Genomic DNA, 21,353 nt, shown 5'->3' on the forward strand with positions numbered 1-21,353 from the left:
TGTAAAAAAATACAATTAGTCTTCGGGATATTGCCGCGTGTAGCGCTCATCCGGCGCGACCCACAGCTCCAGGAATTCCAGCGGATCGAGCGTTCCCATCATGGACCGCGCAAGATCAAGCCGAGAGGACAAGGCCTGGCGTCTGTTGGTTTCGACGTCGGCAAGTCGCTCTTCCGCCTCGCGAAAGAAGCTTTCGATCGACATCGCGGCGGACCATTTCTGGATCACTTCGGAAAGTTGTTCGCGGCTTTGGGCAAAGGCCTTGTCCGCGTTGCGTCGATCCTCTTCGCGCTTCCAGCGTTCCTGCTGTTCCGCCCATTCGCGTTGCTTGCGGATGGCCGCCGCCTCGGCTTCTGCAGTCTTGGACTTGAGGTCCGGCACGACGGCTTCCAGCTCCTTCACGATCCTTGGGAACATGGACGACAAGTTTCGCTTTGGCGTCTCTTGCCATATCGCCGACCACTCCACGTCCCGGCGCGGCGCGTAGGCGACAAGCCGGAAGCGCCCGGACGGAACATCGTTCTCGGTCGTCCAGGAGTGGACCAGCTGGTGTGGTCTGGCGGCCTTCACGACCGCACTGTCGTCCCGCACATACTTGCCCTTAAAGTATCTGAGCGTGACACGTTCAGACATTTCCACGAGCGCAAGACCGATGGGAACCTCGCGGATATAGGCGACGGTTGGGCGGTGCGGTGCCCAAATCCGTCCGCAGGAATAGCGCCCGTATTTGCGATCCTTCTCCGGAACCTCCCGCTCTTCGATCTGCGCCCGAAACAATGGTTGATCGGGCGGCGCGAAGGTCACGCGATACCCTTTCCGCTCGAACGCATCGTAGAGCCCATTCGCGAGGTCCAATGCGCGTAGCAGCTGCGCCTCGGACGTAACGATGTCCGGCAGAAGGAGCTTGTAGGGTCGAAGAAACTCGTAGTCGTCAATCTTGCGCGTCTTGCGATAATGCGGCTCGACGCCGCGAAGGATCGGATGCCGGGCATCCTTGCGTTGCCTGTCACGACTAGGTGACGACACCGAAGATCTGGCGGCCGGCGTCACAGGACGCGCGAGCGGCGTATCCGCCGACCAGACAAGATGATCGCCTGGCTTTACAGGCGGGAGTGGAGGTCGTGGAGCGGCCTTTCCGACCGCCTTCTTCTGCCAATAGCCAGCGGGAGGCCGAGGCACAGCCAGAGACGTACAGACCCGGGCGAGATAGGAACCAGATACACCATACCCGGCCGCCAGGTGGCTGATGGGTGTCGACCAGACCTTTTGGTAAAGTTCTTCTCTCGTGACTTGTCTGGAGCGGGACACAGTGGTGGTGGTGTCGTCGGGCAACTCTTTATTCTCGTAAATTCGGCCCAATGGGACGTTCGCTAATCAGCCCCATACGGTGCCGCCAACTCAGGTTACATCTGTCTGAAATACCGTCTATAATTCCGATATCCGAAGCTCAAGACGCGAAACATAATGATCACGATCGCAGACAAAATCATGAGGCGCATCCGCGCACTGGGTCGTGGAAAATGGGTGTGCGCTGCCCGAGACTTCCCTGATCTTGGCGGCCGGGCTGCGGTCGATCAGGCACTCTCGCGCCGCGCCAAGGCCGCAGACCTGCGACGTGCCTTGCCGGACGGCCTCAAGGAGGATCTTGCCCGCAACAGTGCAAGCTTACCTAGCTTGGCCGTTCCCATAGCCCGTAGCCTTGCGGATCGCGGAGAGGTGGCAAGGTCAAGACTGAGGGCTTCGAGCGTTTTCTTCAGTCCCTGAATGTTGGGAATTTTGCCGACCAGCACAGCCCCGTAGGATGCTGCACACAGATAAATAATGAAGGGCCCTAATTTGAAGGATGAGAACGAATTCAAGGCCTGGTTAGAACAGGGGGGCGCACAAACCGAAGCGGGGCGAAACTCGAGGACCTACGCCGTTCGAACCATAGAGCGAAACCTTGCCGCACTTGGCATGCCCTATGAGAACCTTGAGGAAGCTTGGAAGGCCGATCAATTTGCGGGACTCAGGGAACGTCTCAAAGCGATGCGTGACGACGCTCGGTCAGGAGGTGAAGACTATCGAGTCCTGATGCCGGATTCCGAAAAGCCGCTCAACCGTCTGTCGAATTGGAGCAGCTGGTTGGCGCAATACGGTCGGTTTATTGCGGGCGAGCCGCCGGGCGCCGCAAAGGATGCGGATCGCATTCGCCAACACGTGCTGGAAGAGTATATCGAGCCGGCACGTGAAGAAGGTACATCACATGTCGACGTGCTCGTTCGTGACGTAAACACGGCGCTCAATCTGAATGAAGCCTGGCCAAACATTTGCCAGGCTTTGGCGGGAAGGATTTTCCAGGACCTCGCACAGGTCAGCGCTCCGGAGCGGATTGGCGCTGACCAAAGCTCGGCCACTGTGTTTCGCTTTGGACTCGACGAGTCGATGGCGTCACAGAACGAACGACCATTCACGCTATTTGATAGCGCTGGAAATCCGTACCAACCAGTGAAGAATTTCAATCGGTCCAACGGAGTTTCAGCCTATCGGATCAAGCCCAAGGGTGCGGGCAACAAAGCGGACGAAGCGATCGCAACCGAAGACCTGGTCGACGTCGCGCGGGCAATGCTCGTGGACGGGCTTGCTTCGAGAGTCAAAGCCATTGCTGGCGGCACGGTCAACTATTTGACCTACGGTGGCGAAAAGCTCGTTCGATACCAACTTGATCCCGACATAGCGAAAAAAATTGGTGTGCCTGCCAGTGGCAGCGTTCAAGAACCGACAAAGCAGGTAGAGAATAGTATGGCCATTGCCCAACAGGATGAGCGTCCCACAGCTACCAATCTTATTCTCTATGGTCCGCCAGGCACAGGGAAGACGTTCAGCACAGCGACTGAGGCTGTCAAGTTGTGTGGGGAGGAGGTGCCAGAGGACCGCGACGATCTGATGGCGGTCTATCAGGGACTGCTCGCCGCAGGGCGGATCGAGTTCGTCACGTTTCACCAGTCGATGGCTTATGAAGAGTTCGTCGAAGGCCGACAGCCGATGACCGGCGCGGACGATGGCGAGGACGCATCCTCGGGTGGGTTCCGGTTGGAAACCGTGCCGGGCATTTTCCGTCGCATCGCACGACGTGCGGAGGTGAGCAGAGGAACGGTCAGTTCTGAAACAAAGCTTTCGCTCGAAGGCCGACGTGTTTTCAAGATGTCGATAGGCGCAAAGTATCTGCCCGAAGACGCACCTCTCTTTGAGGAAGCAATCGAGAAGAATTGCGCGATCTTTGGGTTCTACGATTTTGATCTTTCGGATCCCCGATTTGACACACGAGAGGCAATCCACGCTGCTGCGGAGGCCCGGCGTAACGAAGACCCAGAGGCCTTTGTTTCTCAGCCAGCCTCAATGATGACCAACCTTTTTCGGAACAGCCTGAAAGTCGGCGACGTACTAATCGTGACCAAGGGGAATCTGCTTGTCCGCGCAATCGGTATCGTCGAAGGAGACTACGAGTTTAGTCCGATAGAGGGGCGTGCTGGGGACTATGCCCATCGCCGCGCCGTGAATTGGCTTTGGGTTGATCGGGATGGCATAGAAGCGAGCGATGTTGCCAAAGTAGGCCTCGTTCAGCGAACGATCTATGAAATCGACAAGTCCTCGCTCAACGTGCCGGCCCTTGAACGCTACATGAACAGCCAGCGGAACGAGGGGCCATCTGATCCTGAACCTTTCGTCCTGATCATCGACGAGATCAACCGCGCCAATATCTCCAAGGTTTTCGGCGAGCTGATCACGCTCTTGGAATCGGACAAGCGTCTCGGTCAGGCGAACCAGCTGAAGGTGCGCCTTCCCTATTCCGGGGACGAGTTTGGTGTTCCGTCGAACCTGCATATTGTCGGGACAATGAACACGGCAGACCGCTCCATCGCGCTGCTCGATACGGCGCTGCGGCGGCGGTTCACATTCCGCGAAATCATGCCCAATCCGGCCGTTCTGAAGGAGGCTGCGGCCCGCACGGGGATCGATCTGCCGACCCTTCTGACGATCATCAATGAACGGATCGAGTACCTCTATGACCGTGACCACCAAATCGGCCATGCCTATTTCACCGGCTGCGACACCCGAGCGGATGTGGACGAGGTCATGCGGCACAAGGTGATCCCGCTGCTCGCCGAGTACTTCTTTGAAGACTGGGGCAAGATCGCTGCGGTGCTCGGCGATCTGGATACGCATGACGGGCCGATAGAGGGCGGCTTTCTGAACAGGTCCGTCCTGAAGGCACCGCCGGAACTCGACAATGGCGAAGCGATGCCGCGCTTCCGGTGGGACGTGCGCGAAGACAGCTTCAATTACGCGCGGCTGCTCGGTTCATGATCCGCCGCACGCTCCGCGAATGGCAGCGCATCGGCTACGGTGATGACGACACCACCATCCCGCCCGCCGAGGCTGATCGCATTGCCGCCCTTGCGGCGCGCTCGAGCTTCGCGGGTCGTGGCGGCGAAGGCGTGCTCGAACACGGCCGCAAAGGGTTGCGGGCGCGCGGCGTGGTCGGCGTGATTGCCGCGCCGGGCTGTCAGCTGGAGATCCTCCCGAAGATCGAGGGCCTGGGAGAACACGAGACCACAAACGAAGCCCTTCGCCGCCGCCTGATCCACATGCTCGCGGTTGTTCACGATCTGCGGATCGATGCAGGATCGTTGGCCCAGCTCGGATGGCAGAAGGACACCATTCTGGAATTGTTGATCCGGCTGTTTTGTGCGCGCCTCATGGAAGCGGTGCGCATGGGACTGCCGCGCCGGTATGTGGATCACGCAGACGACCTCCCTGCCCTGCGCGGCAGGCTCGATGTCACCCGGCAGTTTTCACGCCATGCAGTGGCGCCGCAAAAGCTGGCCTGTCGCTATGATGACTTGTCCTGTGACATTGCGCTCAACCAAGTGATGCGCGCCGCCGTGACCCGTTTGCAGCGTGTGGCTCAGGCCCCCGACAATCAGCGTATCCTGCGCGAGTTGGGCTTCGCCTATGCGGACGTGACCGAGGTTCCTATCCCTGCGCTGCGATGGGACCAAATCATACTGGATCGGACGAATCAGCGGTGGCGCGAGCTTCTTTCCTTCGCGCGGCTCCTGCTTGGGGATCGACATCAGCAGACCAGTGCCGGGGCTACAGATGGTCATGCTCTCTTGTTCGAGATGAATGCCTTGTTCGAGCAATACGTTGCCAGACTGGTCACCCGTGCTTTGGCCGGAAGCGGATACCGTGTCGCAGCGCAAGGCGGGCACCGTGACTGCCTGTTCGAAGCGGGTGCGGGGCGGTTTAGGACCAAGCCGGACCTCATCATCCGGCAGGGGGATCGAACCGTCCTCGTCATCGACACGAAATGGAAACGGATGGCGCCGCGCATCGACGACCCGAAGCAGGGTGTCAGCCAGGCTGATGTGTATCAATTGATGGCCTATAGCCAGCTCTACCGCTGCCCGGAGGTCATGCTGCTCTATCCACACCACGGTGATTTGCCGCCCGAGCCGATTTGTACCCGCTACGCAATCGCCAGCGACGGTGCCGAAGAGACCCTCCAGGTTGCGACCCTGGATGTCACCGGCCCTGCACATGCGCATATCGAAGCCCTGAAACACCTGTTAGCGCGGACCTTGCCTGCCGCGGTCGCAGCCTGAGCGCTTCTCAGGCAAGATATACGCGCGGCAGAGACGTCCGGTGCGACCTGCCCGACCCACCGCCGGAGATCATCAGGGCCACCAGACCTTTCACGTTAAATCGGACGAAAGTCCGCTTTGCGCCTATTAAACCGGATTATATTCCGCCTTGTGGTGCATTTTGTTGACTTCCCATGTAAAACGACCTAACACGGACAAAAGTACGGATACAGCAACACAAGGCGGAGTTTTCTCCGGTCAAGCATGTCTTCATACCAGGTTCAGACCGCCCTGAAACGACTTGGCCATGACATCCGTGTGGCCAGGAAGAAGCGGCGCATGTCCGTCGCAGATTTCTGTGAGCGCCTGGGTGTGACCGACAAGACGCTTGCCAAACTCGAAATGGGCGATGGCGGTGTGCGGCTCGAGACAATGGCCATGGCACTCATGGTCCTTGGCGAGCTCCACCGACTCGGCGAAATTCTGGATCCGGCGAAAGACGATACCGGCCTGGTCCTCGATCAAGCCCGCCTGCCAGAACGGATCGTCAATCGCCGCAGACCGTCCTCCGGCAGATCGGACACCACGCAAGAGAGGTCGGATGAGATCGATGACGAAGGGAGCGCTTTCTGATGGCCGTGGCGCGTGTCGCTCTCGGGGAAGGGCTGGTTCCGGTCGGCCGTCTGATCTTCGAGACAGATGGGCGGCGCGCGCATTCCACTTTCCTCTATGATCAGGACTGGATCGATAACCCGCGCGGCTTCGACCTCTGCCTGCAAATGCCGAGGGTCAACACACCCTATCACGCTAGTTCCGGCGGGCGCGACAGCCGGAAGCGTGATGTTATCGCCGGGCCCTTTGCGGATACGTCCCCGGACAGCTGGGGCCGCAAATTGATGCGTCGGGTTCTGGGCGAGGCAGCAACCGAGTTCGACTTCCTGACGGCATGCGACGATACCGCCCGCCAGGGCGCGCTGCGCCTGTTACAGGAAAACGGTGAGCCATTCCCGCGGATCGGAAGAGCCGTCCCGCGCCTGGCTGATATCGAGGACCTGCTCAAGATCGCGCAAAGGTTCGAACGAGACCCGGCAGGCGCGGAGCAGGATGCGCTGGATCTCGTAGGCGCCGCCGGTACGCCGGGCGGGGCGCGACCGAAAGCCAACGTGAGGGATGGGGAGCGGCTCTGGCTCGCCAAGTTCACCTCCATCAACGACACTTGGCCAGTGGAACGTCTCGAGGTGGCGACGATGAAGCTCGCCGGGCGTCTTGGTCTGCGTACACCGGAATGCAGGCTCGAGTTGCCCGGCAGCGCGCACCCCATCGGGCTCTTCAGCCGTTTTGATCGCCGAGGCGGCGGTCGGGTCCCCTATATCTCCGCGCGCACCGCCTTGGGCAAGCTTGGACATGCGAGCGGCTTCTACACAGATATTGCCGATATCATCCGCACCATTTCCGCCCGGCCCGGCGATGATCTGCGGGAAATCTGGCGCCGCATGGTGTTCGGGATCCTTGTCACCAACACGGATGACCACCTGAAGAACCAAGGTTTCATCTATGCGGGTCAGAACCTGTGGCGTCTTTCACCGCTCTTCGATGTCAATCCGCAGCCCCGGCGGCATGCCCAGATGGAAACCGGGATCAGCCCGATCCATGGGCATGAGCCGGACATTGCTGCCGCAATCGACGCGGCTGAGTTTTTCGATATCAGTGCGCCGGAAGCCCGAGCCCTGGCCCGGGATATGGCACAAGTTATCGGCAACACTTGGCGGGACGAATTGCGCCACCAGGGGCTTGCTGGCGCGGGGTTGAATGCCTGCGCTCCGGCCTTCGAACATGAACGGATGGATGCGGCACTCGGGCTGTAGCCCGTAGAATTTCTTGAGTCCCCTCGGATACATTGGCATCAAGACCGTTTAGAGGATGTGCCCGCCTTTTAATTGCAAGAGGACAACCGAAGAGGGCCATAAGCGCTTAACATTGCAAAATCGCTCTTTCTCCAATTGCGGCCGAAGCAATCAAGGAGGCTGTTCCTTGGCTCGATTTCGGTCCTGACCTCCCCCGCGCCGCGCTTTCGCAAACCCTCGGTCCGTCGCGATGAACCGTTCAAGCATGGGAACCACCAGCTTCTTCGGCTCGATTGGTCCCTGCCCAGCTTCGCGCCCGAGGATCTCCCCATAGGCGATCAGGTCGCGATGGAGATCAGCTGGCAGTTCCACGGTCAGCTTCACCGGCTTGTCGTCCGGGATCGGTCCGAGTTTCAGCTTGGTCATGTCAGCCTCCGGCTGGCGCGAAGACAAGATCGCGCGTGACGATCACGCGGACGGGGAAGCCCGGGCGGATGGTGAGGGTCGGCGGGACCTCCAGCTGGCGCTGCACGATCCGCTGGCCGGCCTCGTTGATTGTATCCAAGGCCCCGTCGCGGAAGGCACGGGCGAGGCGGTCTTCCTCGTCGAGGGAGAGTTCCGCGCCGACGGCCAGCAAGGTCGAGAGGCCCGCGGCGCGCAGGATGCTGGCCCAGTGGTTGTCGACGCGGTCCTCCAGACCGGCATAACCCGCGGCATCGGCGCCGGGCTGGCGTTCGAGCACGAGGGAGCGTCCATCGGGGAAGATCAGCCGCGTCCAGACCAGGAGCACGCGGCGCTGGCCGACGGTGATGCTGTCGTCATAGGCCCCGATCAGGCGGGTGCCCTGCGGGATCAGGAGCAGGCTGCCGGTGGGGCTGTCATAGACGTTCTGGGTGACCTGCGCGGTGATCTGGCCCGGGAGATCGGAACGGATGCCGGTGATCAGCGCCGCCGGGATGACGGAGCCGGCCTGCAGCAGCCAGGGCGAGGCCGGAGGCTGGACGCGGTCGGGTGCGACCGTTCGGCGATCGACCGGCGCGGTCAGGAAAGCCTGACGAGGATCGGTCTCCGGGGTAGCGGCCAAACCGCCCCCCGGTGCCGCAGGTGGTATCTGGAACCCGGTGGACGCAGGCGGCCCTGGGCGCGTCTGGAAAAAGAGATCACTGACCCGGGCGGCCTCCAATTCGGCAAGCCGCTGCTGTTCCGCCGGGTCCATGGTCGGCGTCGCGAGGCTCGGGGCGGCGATGGGTTGGCCGCGTTGTTGCGCGTCGAGGATACCACCACCGAGGTCGCCAGGCAGGGGCGGACCCAGCCGCGGGATCGCGTCATAACTGCCCGGCAGATCGCGGAGGCCATCGGCTGGCTGACGGCGGTCCGTGGTGATCAGCTCTTCCGGTGCAGCGCTGCGATCGGGTCGCTGGAGTCCATAGATCAGCGCTGCGCCGATCCCGATGCCCGCGACCACGCCAAGCCCGATGATGACCTTGCGCGAAATCCGCGTGACGCGCGGCGGATCGGCGCGCAGGCGCATGGCGGCGGCGGTCTCGGTCGGTGTCTGGTTCATGTCCCCTGCCCCGCATCCTGCCGCACTGCGGCCGCCGCGGTCTGGGGTTCGATCCTTACAATGCGGACCACCTCCTGCCGGGGCCCGCGTCCGAGGCGCAGCTCGGCCGCACCGAAGAGCCGGTCGACGATCAGCACATTGCTGTGGATGCGAGAGTTGACGATTTGCAACTCGCCATCGGCGCCGAGCACGAAGAGCGGCGGCATCTCGCCCTGGGCGATGCCGCGCGGGAAGACGACATAGACTCGGCGCCCGTCATCGAAGACCGAGACCGGTCGCCAGGGCGGGCTGCCACCCTGAAGCCCGTAGCGGTGATTGCGCGCATGAACCGGCGGGATGCGCGGCGTGGCCGGCGCGACGCGCGGGCTCTCGGGCGCGCGTGGATAGGCCCAGGATATGGCTGGCATCCAGGTCTCTTCGCTGGCATTGAGCTCGATCAGATAGGTGCGCCGGTCGGTCGAGATCACGAGGTTCGTGCGGATATCGGGCCGCGTGGGCTTCACGAGAACGAGGACGCGGGTGTCGCGACCCGCGCCGCTTTCGGTGTCGCCGATGATCCAGCGCGCGGTGTCGCCCGCGGCAATCGGACCGGTGCCCGCCAGGCGTTCGCCCGGTTCGAGGGCGATGGTCGTGATCTGGCCCGGCGCGGCGTAGACCTGATAGAGCGCGCCCTCGGACCAGGGATAGATCTGGATCGCGTTGAAATACCCCGCCTGTCGCGGTTCGACGCGGGCGGCCGCATTGGCATTGCCGACCTGGGCGACGGGTGTGGCGGCCGCCTCCCCGCCCCGGCTCGGGGTCCAGTTAGGCGGGACATGGAGCGGGCGCGGCCGGTCCTCGGGTGCCGAGACAGGCGGTGTCGGCAAGGGCGGGACCGCCTCGTCATAGGCGAATGCGGGCGGGCGGTCGCTGGCACAACCGGCGAGGAATGTGGTGGCCAGGAGAACGGCGGTCAGGATCGGTCGGGTCATTGGCTCATCTCCCGCGACCAGTTGATCGCGTTCACATAGATTCCGAGAGGGTTGGCGCGCAGGCGCTCCACCGTGCGCGGCGGGTCGATCACGAGGGTCAGGATCGCGGTCCAGCGTTCGGTGCGGGCGAGCTGGCCGTTCTCGTAGTGCCGCTCGGACCAGGCCACCCGGAAACTGTCTGGCGAGGCGCGGATCACGCTCGAGACCTCGACCGAGACCTGGTCCTCGCCGACCCGCGTGAAGGGGTCGTTGGCGCGGGCATGGTCGTTCAGCGCCAGCGCGCCGCGATCGGTGGTGAACTCATAGGCGCGGAGCCAGTTCTGCCGGACCACGATGGGATCGGCGGGCAGGCCTCGGACCTCCTCGATGAACCGGGCGAGATGCCAGGCGATTTGCGGATCGCTCGGGCGATAGCCGGCGCTGGCCGCCTCGACGGCGCGGGCCTCGCCGTGGCGATCGATCTCGACGACGTAAGGCACGACGGTGCCGCGCGCCGATTGCCAGACCAGCGCTGTCGCGAAGCCGCCCGCGAGGATCAGGCAGCCGAAGGCCATGAGGCGCCAGTTCTTCGCCTGCACGCGGGCCGCGCCGATGCGCTCGTCCCAGACCTGGGCGGCCTTCTGATACGGGGTCTCGGGCACAGGGGTCTTGCCGTAATGCGCGGCGGCGCGTTTGAAGAGGCTCATGGGCGGTCACTTTCGGAAAGGGAAACGGAGGTGCCTGAGCCGGGGCTGTCACCGGCCCGCAGCGCATGGGTGGCGGCGGAAACGCCATGGCTCATGGCCTGGCTGCGGCGGATGGAGCGCGCCCAGGCCGGTGGGCTGCCAGTTGATGCGGGTATGGCGGCCGACGCACCTGCAACGCTGCCCATGGATGAGGAGCCCCCGGTAGCGGCAAACCCGGATCGGGCGCCGCCGGCATGGCTTGTCTTGACAGCCTCGGAGGCCGCGGCGGCGGCCCGGCGCAGGGGTGAAATCGCTGCCGCGCCCCCTGCCCGCGCCAAGCCGCCGAGTCCGGAGGCGACGCTTACGGCTCCTGTCTGGCCCATCGATCCGAGAGTGTAGGCGGCGGAGGCAGCCCCGGTCGCCGCTGCTGCCCCGCGCGTGGCGGCGGCCCCACCCGAGGCCAGCGCCCCGGCCCCGCGAGCGCCGAGCATGGCCCCGCCACCCGCCGCGACGGCCGCTCCGCCCACGGCAAGCCCGGTGCCGACGGCGGCCCCCGCGCCCAGTTGCGGCCCGCCAGAGACAAGGCCGGTGGCGATGCCGGGGCCGAAGATGCCGAGACCGAGGAGCGAGAGCGCGGCCAGCACGATCGCCATGGCCTCGTCGATGGTGGGCGTCACGCCACCGAAACCGGCGGTGAACTGGCCGAAGAGCGTCGAGCCGATGCCGATGATCACGGCCAGCACCAGCACCTTGATGCCGGAAGAGACGACGTTGCCCAGTACCCGCTCGGCCATGAAGGCGGTCTTGCCGAAAAGGCCGAAGGGGATCAGCACGAAGCCCGCGAGCGTCGTCAGCTTGAACTCGATCAGCGTCACGAAAAGCTGCACCGCGAGGAGGAAGAAGGCCAGAAGCACCAGCGCCCAGGCGAAGAGCAGGCAGGCGATCTGGATGAAGTTCTCGAAGAAGGCGACGAAGCCCATGAGATCGGCCGTGGACTCCAGAAGCGGGCGCCCGGCATCGAGCCCGGTCTGCGCCACCCGGCCGGGGCGCAAGAGATCGGCGGGCGAAAACCCGGTGCCGGAGGCGAGCAATCCCAGCCCCGCGAAACTGTCGAAGACGATGGCGGCAAGGCTGTTCCAGTTCGAGATCAGCCAGGCGAAGACGCCGACGAAGAGGGTCTTTTTCACGAGGCGAGCGATGATGTCGTCATCCGCGCCCCAGGCCCAGAAGAGGGCGGCAAGCGTCACGTCGATCACGATCAGCGTGCTGGCGATGAAGGCCACCTCGCCGCCCAGAAGCCCGAAGCCGCTGTCGATGTAAGAGGTGAAGACCCCGAGGAAGGTGTCGATGACGCCGGTGCCGCCCATGGCTCACTCGCCCCCGGTCCGGTCGCGGTCACGCCCGAGAAAGCGGTCGCGGGTTTCGGCCCAGACGGCGAGGCAGTCGGAATCCGAGGCCGCGGCCTCACCCAATTCCTGGCAGCGTCGTTGTTCGGCCCGCAGCGGATCGACCTCGGGCATTGGCAGGGCCGCCGGGCGCACCGCCTGCCCCGCCTCGTCCCGGCCCATCTCCACCAGTGCCGCGGTGATCGCGATGGCGACGAAAACGATGGCCGCGATGCGGGCGAGGACCGATCCCTCCATGGGCCTGCCCTCCTCAGTTGTTGAACATCCGGGCATTGCCGGGCTGGTAGCCCGCGCCCGGGGTGAGGAAGCGTTCGCGCTGAACCCGGCCCTGTTCGGCCGCCGCGGATCGCTCGGCCTCGACCAAAGCGGTGGCGCGGCCATTGGCAGCCACGACCGCGATCAGGTCGGCGATCTGCTGGGACTGCAGCGCCAGAAGCTGGTTGCCCGCCTGGGTCGCCTGCAAGGCGCCGACGGCGGATTGGCTTTCTCCGACAAGGGCGGAGAGTTCGGCGCGCTGGCCATCGAGATTGCCGACGACGCCCGCCTGCACGCGCAGCGCATCCTGCAGCCCGCCGACGGTGTTTTCCCATCGGGAGCGCGCATCGGCCAGAAGCTGCGCCTCGGGCGCGGCCATGGGGATGTTGGCATAGTCCTGCTGGAAAACCTGGTCGATCTGGGCGACATCGAAGGCGATGTTCTGCGCCTGGGACAGGAGCTGCCGGGTCCGGTCCACGTTCTGCTGCAGCGCCTGCAGCGAGGAATAGGGCAGGCTCGCGAGGTTGCGGGCCTGGTTCATCAGCATCTGCGCCTCGTTCTGCAGCTGGGTGATCTGGTTGTTGATCTGCTCCAGCGCCCGGGCGGCAGAGAGGATGTTCTCGGCGTGGTTGCGCGGGTCGTAGACGATGCGCCCGCCTCCGCCGAAGAGAAAGGCCTGCGCGGGCGTCGCGAAGATCGGCGAAAGGCCCATGGGGGCTGCGAGCGCCAGAGCCAAGGCGGAGGCGCTGGCGAGACGGGACAGGCGATGGGCGGCATGGGTCATGGGGTGGTCTCCTTTTCGGATTCAGGGGCTTGGGGGATCGGGGCATCGGCTAGCTCGGGCTCCGGCGCGAGATTCGTGAGTTCCGGGATCAGCTCGGCAGCCCAGCCGACCCCGCGGGCCTCGAGCCAGGCGGCCAGAAACCCGTCGCGCCCATGCTCTGCGAGGATGTCCGAAATCAGGGTCTGGTCGGATTTGGACGAGGCCGCACAGAGCGCGAGGCCCACCTCGGACAGGCCCAGCTCGAAAAGCCGGTTGCCGCGGCGTGACTGGCAATAGTAGTCGCGCTTTGGGGTGGAGCGGGCGAGGATCTCGATCTGCCGGTCGTTCAGACCGAAGCGGCGATAGATCGCGGTGATCTGGGGCTCGATGGCCCGTTCGTTGGGCAGCAGCAGCCTTGTCGGACAGCTTTCGATGATCGCGGGCGCGATGGCCGAGCCGTCGATGTCCGAGAGCGACTGGGTCGCGAAGATCACCGAGGCGTTCTTCTTGCGCAGGGTCTTCAGCCATTCGCGGAGTTGGCCCGCGAAGCCCTCATCATCGAGCGCCAGCCACCCCTCGTCGATGATCAGAAGCGTCGGCCGGCCATCGAGCCGGTCGCCGATGCGGTGGAAGAGATAGGACAGGACCGCAGGCGCCGCGGTGGTGCCGACCAGCCCCTCGATCTCGAAGGCCTGGACGGAGGCCGCGCCCAGCTCTTCAGTCTCGGCATCGAGCAGTCGGCCAAGGGCGCCGCCGAGGCAATAGGGCCGCAGGGCCTGTTTCAGATCGGAGGATTGCAGCAGGACCGCAAGACCGGTGATCGTGCGTTCGCCGACCGGGGCTGAGGCCAGCGAGGTCAGGGCGGACCAGAGATGCTCCTTCATCTCGGGCGTGATGGCGATGCCTTCGCGGGCGAGGATCGCACCGATCCAGCCCGCGGCCCAGCTCCGCTCGACGGGATCGACGATACGCGCGAGCGGCTGGAGGAAGACCGTCGCCTCCGCACCTTCGGTCAATTCACCGCCCAGATCATGCCAGTCGCCGCCCATGGCGAGGGTGGCGGCCCGGATCGAGCCCCCGAAATCGAAGGCGAAGAGTTGGGCACCCGGATAGCGGCGGAACTGCAGCGCCATGAGCGCGAGCAGCACGGACTTGCCCGCCCCGGTGGGACCCACGACCAGCGTATGGCCGACATCGCCCACATGGAGAGACAGCCGGAACGGCGTCGCGCCCTCGGTCTTGCCGTAGAGCAGCGGCGGGCCGTCGAAATGCGTGTCCCGCTCTTCCCCGGCCCAGACGGCGGAGAGCGGGATCATATGGGCGAGGTTCAGGGTGGAGATCGGCGGCTGGCGGACATTGGCGTAAGCCTGCCCCGGCAGCGACCCGAGCCAGGCATCGACGGCATTGACCGTCTCGACCATGGCGGTGAAGTCCCGGCCCTGTACCACCTTCTCGACCAGGCGGAGTTTCTCGTCGGCGCGGCGCGGGTCCTCGTCCCAGACGATGAGCGTCGCCGTGACATAGGCCTCGCCCGCGATATCGGCGCCGAGCTCCTGCAGGGCCATGTCCGCATCGGCGGCCTTGTTGGCGGCGTCCGTGTCGACCAGCGCCGATTGCTCGTTCGTCATTACCTCCTTCAGGATCGCGGCGATGGATTTGCGTTTGGCGAACCACTGGCGGCGGATGCGCGCAACCATCCGCGCGGCCTCCCCCTTGTCCATCAGGATCGCGCGGGTCGCCCAGCGATAGGGAAAGGCCAGCCGGTTGAGCTCGTCGAGGATCCCCGGCGTGGTGGCAGTCGGGAACCCCGAGAGGGTCAGGACGCGCAGATGGGCGTCCCCCAACCGGGGTTCGAGCCCGCCGGTCAGCGGCTGATCGGCGAGGAGCGCATCGAGATAGGCCGGGGTTTCCGGCACACGGACGCGGTGGGCCTGCGTCGAGATGGTGGAGTGCAGATAGGTCAGCGTTTCGCTGTCACCCATCCAGCGGCATTCGGGCATGATGCCGTCGAAAAGCGCCAGCACACGGTCGGTGCGGTCGATGAAGCCGCGCAGAACCTCGCCCGCATCGACCCCTGCCGTCTCCCGCCCTTCGTAGAGCCAGGTCTCGGCCCGGGCGGCCTCTTCGGCGGGCGGCAGGTAGAGGAAGGTCAGGAGATACTCCGACTGGAAATGCGCCCCCTGCTCGGCGAACCCCGCGCGGCGTTCGGCATCGAGCAGCGCCGAGGCCGGATCGGGGAAGTGGCTGTCGGGATAGTCCGCTGCTGCCACGCGCTGCGCCTCGACGAAGATCGCCCAGCCGGACCCGAGGCGGCGAAAGGCGTTGTTGGTGCGCCCCGCCACGGCCACGAGCTCCGCCGCGACGGCACTGTCGAGATCAGGGCCCCGGAACCGGGCCGAGCGCTGCAGGCTGCCATCCTTGTTCAGCACCACGCCGGAGGCCACCAGCGCCGCCCAGGGCAGGTAATCCGCCAGCCGCGTTCCTTTCCGGCGATATTCCGCGAGGTTCATCATGGCGCTGACTCAGACCTCGAGATGTCCGGGCAGACGCAGATGTCGGCGCCCGACCTCGACGAAGAGCGGATCGCGCCGCGCGGCCCAGACCGCCACCACATGGCCCAGAAGTCCGATGACAATGCCCGCGACCCAGAGCTGCAGCCCGAGCCCGATAGCCCCGGCCAGCGTGCCGTTCAGGATCGCGAAGGCCCGCGGCGCACCGGCCAGCAGGATCGGCTCGGTCAGCGCCCTGTGGACCGGGACGGTGAAGCCCGGCACATCCGCCAGCTGCTCGAACGTGGTGTCCATCAGATCAGCGCCCCGCCGCCGAAGCTGAAAAAGCTCAGGAAGAAGGAACTGGCCGCGAAGGCGATGGAGATGCCGAAGACGATCTGGATCAGGCGACGGAAGCCCCCGGAAGTGTCGCCGAAGGCCAGCGTCAGGCCGGTGACGATGATGATGATCACCGCGATGATCTTGGCGACCGGCCCCTCGATCGACTCGAGGATCGATTGCAGTGGTGCCTCCCAGGGCATGGAGGAGCCCGCCGCCCGGGCAGGTCCCGCCAGCATCAGGGTCACGGTGGCAAAAGTAACGGCATGTGCTGCCTGCGCGCGCAGCCGGTGAAGGGATCGGGTCATGAAGAGTCTCCTGTGTCAGTTTCCGTCCCGGTCGGCCGCGCCGCCGGGTTGATGCGGTAATCGCCGTCCGGTCCCAGCCCGTCGACGCGGGCGAGTTCGGCGAGGTGCCGGCTGGCCCCGCGCCCGGAGAGGACGGCGATGAGATCGATGGTCTCGGCGATGAGGGCGCGCGGCACGGTCACCACGGCCTCCTGGATGAGCTGTTCCATGCGGCGCAGGGCGCCGAGGGCCGAGCCGGCATGGATGGTGCCGATCCCGCCCGGATGGCCGGTGCCCCAGGCCTTCAACAGGTCCAGCGCCTCGGCCCCGCGTACCTCGCCGATCGGAATGCGGTCGGGGCGCAGGCGGAGCGAGGAGCGGACGAGATCGGAGAGCGAGGCGACGCCGTCCTTGGTGCGCAGGGCCACGAGGTTCGGGGCGGCGCATTGCAGCTCGCGCGTGTCCTCGATGATCACCACGCGGTCCGACGAGCCGGCCACTTCCGCCAGGAGCGCATTGGTCAGCGTCGTCTTGCCGGTCGAGGTGCCGCCCGCCACGAGGATATTGGCGCGCGCAGCAACGCCCTCGCGTAACAACTGCGCCTGGGTCTCGGTCATGATCCCGGCCGCGACGTAATCGGCCAGCGTGAAGACCGCGACGGCAGGTTTGCGGATCGCGAAACAGGGCGCGGTGACCACGGGCGGCAGGAGCCCCTCGAAACGTTCGCCAGTCTCGGGCAGTTCGGCCGAGATACGCGGGCGCGCGGCATGCACCTCGGCCCCGACATGATGGGCGACCAGCCGCACGATCCGCTCGCCATCGGCGGGAGACAGCATGGCGTCTGTATCAGAGAGCCCTTCCGAGAGCCGGTCAATCCAGAGCCGCCCGTCGGGATTGAGCATGACCTCGACAATCATCGGGTCTTCCAGAAACCCGGCGATGGCGGGCCCAAGCGCCGTGCGCAGCATCCGCGCGCCGCGCGCCATCGCTTCCGGTTTCCGAGCTGCCTCTGCCATGCTGTCCCCGTGCTGTGAGTGGTCGCCGACGGGCGGCCCTGGATCGGGTCCATCAAGAAAACCGGAAACCGGCTTGGCTCAACAGGTGTTCAAGGGGCGTAGGGCTCTGGCGTGCAAAGACAGGAGAAAAGGCTGGAGGTGGTCAAACTGGCACCGCACGTCCCATCTTGCCTTTTGGCACATAATGCTTATATTGGTGCCAAAGGAGACAGCAATGCAGTTCGCCACGGTCCAGCCAATCATCGCCCGCACCGACCTTCCCGTGATCACCGACGAGGAGGCCGCGGCGCTGGCGCGCACAACGGTCAACCTGTTCCGGGCCTGGGAGCTGACGGATGCGGAAGCCCGCACGTTGCTGGGCGACATGGCGCAGCGCACTTGGGCGCGGTGGAAGACCGGTGACATCGGCCGGATCGACCGCGACCTGCGCGCGCGCATGGCGATCTTGATGGGGATCCACAAGGCGCTGCGCTATCTCTTTACCGACCCTGCCCGGGGCTATGCCTGGATCCGCAAGCCGAATGCCGCCTTCGCGGGCCGAAGCGCGCTGGATATCATGCTGCGGGGTGAGATCACCGACCTGATCGATCTGCGCGCCTATCTCGATGCCGAACGGGGCGCCTGGTGAATGTGCCTGTCCGCCGCGTGACCTGGCCGCGCACGGTCCGCATCATCCGCACGATCCACCCGCCGATCGACCTCTTCGAGGACATCGCCGATCCGGCCGACTGGGAGGCGCTGGCCTCGGCGGAGGCCAAGTTCAACCCGCGCATCCGCGAGAGCATCGGCGATCTGTACAAGGTGCCCGTCGCCCGGCGCGTGACCGGCCCCGGCGCCAGCTGGTTGATGGCGCCCTTCGTGCATTGCTCGCCGCTCCGTCCGGGGCGGTTCTCGGATGGCAGCTTCGGCCTCTACTACGCGGGCGACCGCACCGAGGTGGCGATCGCCGAGACCATCCACCACCACGCCCGCTTCATGCGCGCCACGGAGGAGGCGCCGGGCTGGACCTCGCAGTTCCGCGAGCTGATCGGTTCGGTCGACACCGATCTCGACGACGTCACGGGCCACGCCGATTTGCTGGACCCCGACGACTACCGCCCCTCGCAACTCTTCGGGGCCGAGCGCCGTGCGGCTGGCTCGAACGGCATTACCTGGCCCAGCGTGCGCTTTCCCGAGGGCCAGTGCATCGCCATCTTCTGGCCCGACGTTGTCCCGATCCCGATCCAAGGGGCCCATTTTGCGTATCACTGGAACGGCACGGCAGTCGATTACGTGAAGCGGCTGGATAATGGGGAGGTGTTGCGAGTCTTGTGACGTTGGAAACCGAAGTCCGATGGGATGACCGTTCGACGCATACCGGACCTTCCAGAAATCCGGCGAAGGCCAAGACCTTGCGCAGAATTGGGTGCCCCCGCGCAAGCCCCTATGTTTTCTGAGTTCAGCAGAAATCTTTGTTGGCCTATTACTTAGCCGCCGCATCCTTTTTCGAACACTTCGCTGCGGTGCCATTCCAAGTGGGCACGGTGCTTGTCTGTCAGGCGAATTGGCGCCTGCCATCTCAATTCGGTAGCAGCCGTTTCACTCAGCTGAGTTGAAAACTGCGGGTGGCCGCCTTCATCGAACGTAACGAGGCCGCGGTCGAACGCGGCATCCCAGAGCGCCGACAGAAGCAAGCCGTTGTGCACGTCCAGTCGATCCTCGTCGCTTTCGCAATCCTTCCAAGGCTTGATGTGGGAGGCCCGCAGCAAGGCGTGGTCGGAAATGCCCGTCAGCGGGCAACTGCCCTGCCAGTAGGTGATCAGACGGTCGCGGAATATGCCCTGTCCAACGCGCTGAACCACCAGACGCTCCGCTTCGGTCGCCTTTGGCATCCCCTTCGTTCGGTGCAGGAACTCTTGCAGGGGGGCGTCGGGGAGACTGACCGCGAGTTCGTACAGGCGTGGCATGACGGCATAGAGCGAGGTCAGGGATGTGAAGCGAAACCGCGCGAGGCCCGGGCCGTCGACATCAGAAACCTCAAGCCCGATTTCTGCCAACACGCCAGCATGATCGATTGAAAGAAGCCATGTGCCGGTGTGCTCGGCAGCCAACCAGATCGAGCCTTGCGCTGTGGTCGAGCTGTATCGCCGCCAGCCGTCTGTTTCGCCATGAGTCCGGCGAAATCCGTTCTGGAACGCGATCTTGTCGCATTCCTGCCGAATGACGAAGGGCTGGGGCGCTTCGATCATGACTTCTCGTTCCACAGCTTGTGCGAGGCAATTCCCATGGCAGTTTCAACAGCATTGGCGGCCCGCGTCACAGCATACAGATTCAGGTCCTCAAACGCGCCTTTGTAATTCGCGAGGTAGCTCTCGCTCCTTGGCTTTAACCCATTTCGCATGGCAACAAGATAGGCAACCATCTCGGCCTCCACTTCCATCAACGCATGCGGTGTATCCCGCCGATCAGGAACCCGTCGTCCAGCATCAGACCCGAGGTGTCCGAGATAGAGGTGTGCCAGCTCGTGTGCCACGGTTACAAAGCGCGTCGGTGCGGCGTGGTTTCGATTGTAGGCGAGTTGATAAACGTTCTTGCCGGTCTTGGCCTTGGATTCAGCCAGAAGACGTATCCAACCTGCTTGTCCATCGCCGGAATCCAAGACGACGAGATCGATCCGCTCCTTGGCGACTGCGCGCATGAACTCGGAAAACCGGTTGTCACTCAGGTCTCCAAAAGTCGGGAACGCGAACGCATCAACTGGCACATCGCGGCCTTCCGTATCGAGAATATCAAAGACGAAATCGACTGGACCTTTGGTGCGCAAGACCAGCAAGGGACGCGTGCCCTTCTTCGGGACACGTCCAAAGCGGTGCCACCAGTCATGCGCAGTCGCGGCATGGGTTAGGCCCGGCTTCTGGATGTGAAGTAGCATCGCATTGAACGGGGCGAACTCTCGCAAGTTGATCGTGAAGGAGAACAGCGCCTCGATTGCCTCGCTCGAGTCATAGAGCTTTGTTGCGGCGATCAGCTGGTCGATGAGTGCTTGTTCCGCCGGGGCTTTTTCCTGAAGCTTGGGTGTGAACAGGTCTTTCTGAAAAGGTGCAAAAACCGGGTTCGGCGTTGGTTCCAAACCAGCCAGATAGGGCCCCTTGGGAAAGGGCTCGATCGTCCCGTTCTGGACCTCTTCCAGAAAAAGCTCTATGTATGGCCTGATATCCTCGGCATCATCCCGCGTGTAGGATGCGTCCTTCAGCTGATGGATGATCGCATGCATCATGGCGGTGCGATCTGCGCCGGGCTCTGTGCGGGTCTTCAGAGCATCAAGGAAGATCGGCTTGAACTTGGCGTAGGTTTGCGGATGGATCACTGGCATCGGTACATCTCACCAATAGCGCCGTGGGGGGTGGCGCTGAAGCAACCCGGCCAGTTCTCGGTACTCGCCCTGGAACCACGCCCGGTCCGCTTCCCAATCCGCGACGGCAAATCTCTGGTTGCTGCGACCGCCGCGCATATCGGCAAGCATCTTCAGGTGCTTCTCGATTGAATGGAACCTCTGGAATGTCGCGGGCGCGCCCCATCCCCGGTACTTCGGGTCGAGGTCTGACGGAATCTCGATGCGGAAACAGGCATCCAGCCGTCGCTGTCTTTCGCGGCTGACTAGCCCTCGGGTTTTGCCGACGCGGTATCCGACATAAGCGAGGGGGGACTGGTCCTCTCCCACGAAACTGCCATCAAGAAACGCCTGCATATCCCGTTTGATGTCCGGGGGGATCGGACGCTCCACCAGCGCATCATGTTCCTTCTGGGCCCGGTCGCGTTCGGCCTGTTCTCGGGCGTCGGCCTCAGCCTTCTTGCGACGTGCGTCTTCCTTGCGGCGCTCGTCTTCCGCTTGGACGCGGCGCAGGACTCCCGACACCCAAGGCAATTTGCCGAACCACCAGAACCTGCCCATCCACAGCAACAGAGCATCCCGTTGCCACAAGATCCACTTCGGGCCATGCTCGGTCAGGTTTGAAATCAACCACCACAACAGGATCAGCACTGCGATGACAAGCAAGGCCGGGAAGATCATGAACATCGTCACGACAATCCCGATCCACAGCGCGATCTTGAGGTACGGGTGCATCCCCTACATCCCCATCGCCGTG

21 protein-coding genes are annotated in these 21,353 nt (G+C 64.1%); 6 read left to right on the forward strand and 15 right to left on the reverse strand.

Annotated features, from left to right (window positions below):
• Positions 1 to 15: 15 nt before the first annotated feature.
• Positions 16 to 1,026, reverse strand: a complete 1,011-nt coding sequence (locus tag Q1A06_RS06095; RefSeq protein WP_299560040.1) for a hypothetical protein — start codon at positions 1,024 to 1,026, stop codon at positions 16 to 18.
• Between the two features lie 810 nt (positions 1,027 to 1,836).
• Here Q1A06_RS06095 and Q1A06_RS06100 point away from each other — a divergent pair.
• The 4 genes from Q1A06_RS06100 (at position 1,837) to Q1A06_RS06115 (ending at position 7,492) form a co-directional block, all read left to right on the forward strand.
• Positions 1,837 to 4,347, forward strand: coding sequence for an AAA family ATPase (locus Q1A06_RS06100; protein WP_299560043.1), 2,511 nt, complete (start codon positions 1,837 to 1,839; stop codon positions 4,345 to 4,347).
• Entirely contained in the window at positions 4,344 to 5,648 is a 1,305-nt protein-coding gene (locus Q1A06_RS06105) for a restriction endonuclease (RefSeq protein WP_299560046.1), read from the forward strand. Before Q1A06_RS06100 ends, Q1A06_RS06105 begins: the two co-directional genes overlap by 4 nt.
• 243 nt (positions 5,649 to 5,891) lie before the next feature.
• Positions 5,892 to 6,260 carry a helix-turn-helix transcriptional regulator gene (locus Q1A06_RS06110; protein WP_299560049.1) on the forward strand — a complete coding sequence of 123 codons (369 nt, stop codon included), beginning with the start codon at positions 5,892 to 5,894 and terminating at the stop codon, positions 6,258 to 6,260.
• Positions 6,260 to 7,492, forward strand: coding sequence for a HipA domain-containing protein (locus Q1A06_RS06115; RefSeq protein ID WP_299560052.1), 1,233 nt, complete (start codon positions 6,260 to 6,262; stop codon positions 7,490 to 7,492). Before Q1A06_RS06110 ends, Q1A06_RS06115 begins: the two co-directional genes overlap by 1 nt.
• 150 nt (positions 7,493 to 7,642) lie before the next feature.
• Here Q1A06_RS06115 and Q1A06_RS06120 read toward each other — a convergent pair whose 3' ends face one another.
• The 11 genes from Q1A06_RS06120 to trbB are packed head-to-tail and all read right to left on the reverse strand — an operon-like array spanning position 7,643 to position 17,226.
• Positions 7,643 to 7,897, reverse strand: coding sequence for a DUF2274 domain-containing protein (locus tag Q1A06_RS06120; protein WP_299560055.1), 255 nt, complete (start codon positions 7,895 to 7,897; stop codon positions 7,643 to 7,645).
• Position 7,898: 1 nt separating this feature from the next.
• The gene (locus tag Q1A06_RS06125) at positions 7,899 to 9,035 is read right to left on the reverse strand and encodes a TrbI/VirB10 family protein (protein WP_299560058.1); all 1,137 of its coding nucleotides are present in this window, start codon (positions 9,033 to 9,035) and stop codon (positions 7,899 to 7,901) included.
• Entirely contained in the window at positions 9,032 to 10,006 is a 975-nt protein-coding gene (gene trbG, locus Q1A06_RS06130; RefSeq protein WP_299560061.1) for a P-type conjugative transfer protein TrbG, read from the reverse strand. The genes Q1A06_RS06125 and trbG overlap by 4 nt, the downstream gene beginning before the upstream one ends.
• Positions 10,003 to 10,692 (reverse strand): conjugal transfer protein TrbF, encoded by a 690-nt coding sequence (trbF, locus tag Q1A06_RS06135; protein WP_299560064.1) that lies wholly within the window; start codon positions 10,690 to 10,692, stop codon positions 10,003 to 10,005. Before trbF ends, trbG begins: the two co-directional genes overlap by 4 nt.
• Positions 10,689 to 12,038, reverse strand: coding sequence for a P-type conjugative transfer protein TrbL (gene trbL, locus Q1A06_RS06140; RefSeq protein ID WP_299560068.1), 1,350 nt, complete (start codon positions 12,036 to 12,038; stop codon positions 10,689 to 10,691). The genes trbF and trbL overlap by 4 nt, the downstream gene beginning before the upstream one ends.
• Before the next feature lie 3 nt (positions 12,039 to 12,041).
• Positions 12,042 to 12,314: a putative entry exclusion protein TrbK-alt gene (trbK-alt, locus tag Q1A06_RS06145; RefSeq protein ID WP_299560576.1), complete on the reverse strand. Its 273-nt coding sequence runs from the start codon at positions 12,312 to 12,314 to the stop codon at positions 12,042 to 12,044.
• 13 nt (positions 12,315 to 12,327) lie between these two features.
• Entirely contained in the window at positions 12,328 to 13,116 is a 789-nt protein-coding gene (gene trbJ, locus Q1A06_RS06150; RefSeq protein ID WP_299560071.1) for a P-type conjugative transfer protein TrbJ, read from the reverse strand.
• Positions 13,113 to 15,608 carry a conjugal transfer protein TrbE gene (trbE, locus tag Q1A06_RS06155; protein ID WP_299560074.1) on the reverse strand — a complete coding sequence of 832 codons (2,496 nt, stop codon included), beginning with the start codon at positions 15,606 to 15,608 and terminating at the stop codon, positions 13,113 to 13,115. The genes trbJ and trbE overlap by 4 nt, the downstream gene beginning before the upstream one ends.
• 9 nt (positions 15,609 to 15,617) lie before the next feature.
• Positions 15,618 to 15,899 carry a VirB3 family type IV secretion system protein gene (locus Q1A06_RS06160; protein WP_299560077.1) on the reverse strand — a complete coding sequence of 94 codons (282 nt, stop codon included), beginning with the start codon at positions 15,897 to 15,899 and terminating at the stop codon, positions 15,618 to 15,620.
• On the reverse strand, positions 15,899 to 16,231 hold the full coding sequence (locus tag Q1A06_RS06165) for a TrbC/VirB2 family protein (RefSeq protein WP_299560080.1): 333 nt from the start codon (positions 16,229 to 16,231) through the stop codon (positions 15,899 to 15,901). The genes Q1A06_RS06160 and Q1A06_RS06165 overlap by 1 nt, the downstream gene beginning before the upstream one ends.
• Complete coding sequence (gene trbB, locus Q1A06_RS06170) at positions 16,228 to 17,226, reverse strand: P-type conjugative transfer ATPase TrbB (RefSeq protein ID WP_299560083.1); 999 nt, start codon at positions 17,224 to 17,226, stop codon at positions 16,228 to 16,230. Before trbB ends, Q1A06_RS06165 begins: the two co-directional genes overlap by 4 nt.
• Before the next feature lie 214 nt (positions 17,227 to 17,440).
• Here trbB and Q1A06_RS06175 point away from each other — a divergent pair, with 214 nt between their 5' ends.
• Both Q1A06_RS06175 and Q1A06_RS06180 read left to right on the forward strand, forming a co-directional pair.
• On the forward strand, positions 17,441 to 17,854 hold the full coding sequence (locus Q1A06_RS06175; protein WP_299560086.1) for an MbcA/ParS/Xre antitoxin family protein: 414 nt from the start codon (positions 17,441 to 17,443) through the stop codon (positions 17,852 to 17,854).
• Between the two features lie 2 nt (positions 17,855 to 17,856).
• Positions 17,857 to 18,540: an RES family NAD+ phosphorylase gene (locus Q1A06_RS06180; RefSeq protein ID WP_299560579.1), complete on the forward strand. Its 684-nt coding sequence runs from the start codon at positions 17,857 to 17,859 to the stop codon at positions 18,538 to 18,540.
• A 152-nt stretch (positions 18,541 to 18,692) separates the two neighbouring features.
• Here the strand turns inward: Q1A06_RS06180 and Q1A06_RS06185 are convergent, their stop codons facing one another.
• Genes Q1A06_RS06185 through Q1A06_RS06195 form a run of 3 tightly spaced genes read right to left on the reverse strand, consistent with a single transcriptional unit; the run spans position 18,693 to position 21,331 of the window.
• A complete protein-coding gene (locus tag Q1A06_RS06185; protein WP_299560089.1) occupies positions 18,693 to 19,454 on the reverse strand; it encodes an HNH endonuclease in 762 nt (253 codons plus the stop codon).
• On the reverse strand, positions 19,451 to 20,578 hold the full coding sequence (locus Q1A06_RS06190; RefSeq protein WP_299560092.1) for an ImmA/IrrE family metallo-endopeptidase: 1,128 nt from the start codon (positions 20,576 to 20,578) through the stop codon (positions 19,451 to 19,453). Before Q1A06_RS06190 ends, Q1A06_RS06185 begins: the two co-directional genes overlap by 4 nt.
• Positions 20,579 to 20,587: 9 nt before the next feature.
• Positions 20,588 to 21,331 carry a hypothetical protein gene (locus Q1A06_RS06195; RefSeq protein ID WP_299560095.1) on the reverse strand — a complete coding sequence of 248 codons (744 nt, stop codon included), beginning with the start codon at positions 21,329 to 21,331 and terminating at the stop codon, positions 20,588 to 20,590.
• Positions 21,332 to 21,353 lie beyond the last annotated feature (22 nt).

Source organism: uncultured Sulfitobacter sp. (genome assembly GCF_947497275.1).
Taxonomy (GTDB): Bacteria; Pseudomonadota; Alphaproteobacteria; order Rhodobacterales; family Rhodobacteraceae; genus Sulfitobacter.

Bases quoted from the DNA above. Each gene is read 5' to 3' on its own strand.
- Q1A06_RS06175 (WP_299560086.1), top strand. From the start codon at position 17,441: ATGCAGTTCGCCACGGTCCAGCCAATCATCGCCCGCACCGACCTTCCC.
- trbE (WP_299560074.1), bottom strand. From the start codon at position 15,608: ATGATGAACCTCGCGGAATATCGCCGGAAAGGAACGCGGCTGGCGGAT.
- Q1A06_RS06120 (WP_299560055.1), bottom strand. From the start codon at position 7,897: ATGACCAAGCTGAAACTCGGACCGATCCCGGACGACAAGCCGGTGAAG.
- trbG (WP_299560061.1), bottom strand. From the start codon at position 10,006: ATGACCCGACCGATCCTGACCGCCGTTCTCCTGGCCACCACATTCCTC.
- trbB (WP_299560083.1), bottom strand. From the start codon at position 17,226: ATGGCAGAGGCAGCTCGGAAACCGGAAGCGATGGCGCGCGGCGCGCGG.
- Q1A06_RS06105 (WP_299560046.1), top strand. From the start codon at position 4,344: ATGATCCGCCGCACGCTCCGCGAATGGCAGCGCATCGGCTACGGTGAT.
- Q1A06_RS06125 (WP_299560058.1), bottom strand. From the start codon at position 9,035: ATGAACCAGACACCGACCGAGACCGCCGCCGCCATGCGCCTGCGCGCC.
- trbF (WP_299560064.1), bottom strand. From the start codon at position 10,692: ATGAGCCTCTTCAAACGCGCCGCCGCGCATTACGGCAAGACCCCTGTG.
- Q1A06_RS06160 (WP_299560077.1), bottom strand. From the start codon at position 15,899: ATGGACACCACGTTCGAGCAGCTGGCGGATGTGCCGGGCTTCACCGTC.
- Q1A06_RS06195 (WP_299560095.1), bottom strand. From the start codon at position 21,331: ATGCACCCGTACCTCAAGATCGCGCTGTGGATCGGGATTGTCGTGACG.
- Q1A06_RS06190 (WP_299560092.1), bottom strand. From the start codon at position 20,578: ATGCCAGTGATCCATCCGCAAACCTACGCCAAGTTCAAGCCGATCTTC.
- Q1A06_RS06165 (WP_299560080.1), bottom strand. From the start codon at position 16,231: ATGACCCGATCCCTTCACCGGCTGCGCGCGCAGGCAGCACATGCCGTT.
- Q1A06_RS06115 (WP_299560052.1), top strand. From the start codon at position 6,260: ATGGCCGTGGCGCGTGTCGCTCTCGGGGAAGGGCTGGTTCCGGTCGGC.
- trbL (WP_299560068.1), bottom strand. From the start codon at position 12,038: ATGGGCGGCACCGGCGTCATCGACACCTTCCTCGGGGTCTTCACCTCT.
- Q1A06_RS06185 (WP_299560089.1), bottom strand. From the start codon at position 19,454: ATGATCGAAGCGCCCCAGCCCTTCGTCATTCGGCAGGAATGCGACAAG.
- trbK-alt (WP_299560576.1), bottom strand. From the start codon at position 12,314: ATGGAGGGATCGGTCCTCGCCCGCATCGCGGCCATCGTTTTCGTCGCC.
- trbJ (WP_299560071.1), bottom strand. From the start codon at position 13,116: ATGACCCATGCCGCCCATCGCCTGTCCCGTCTCGCCAGCGCCTCCGCC.
- Q1A06_RS06110 (WP_299560049.1), top strand. From the start codon at position 5,892: ATGTCTTCATACCAGGTTCAGACCGCCCTGAAACGACTTGGCCATGAC.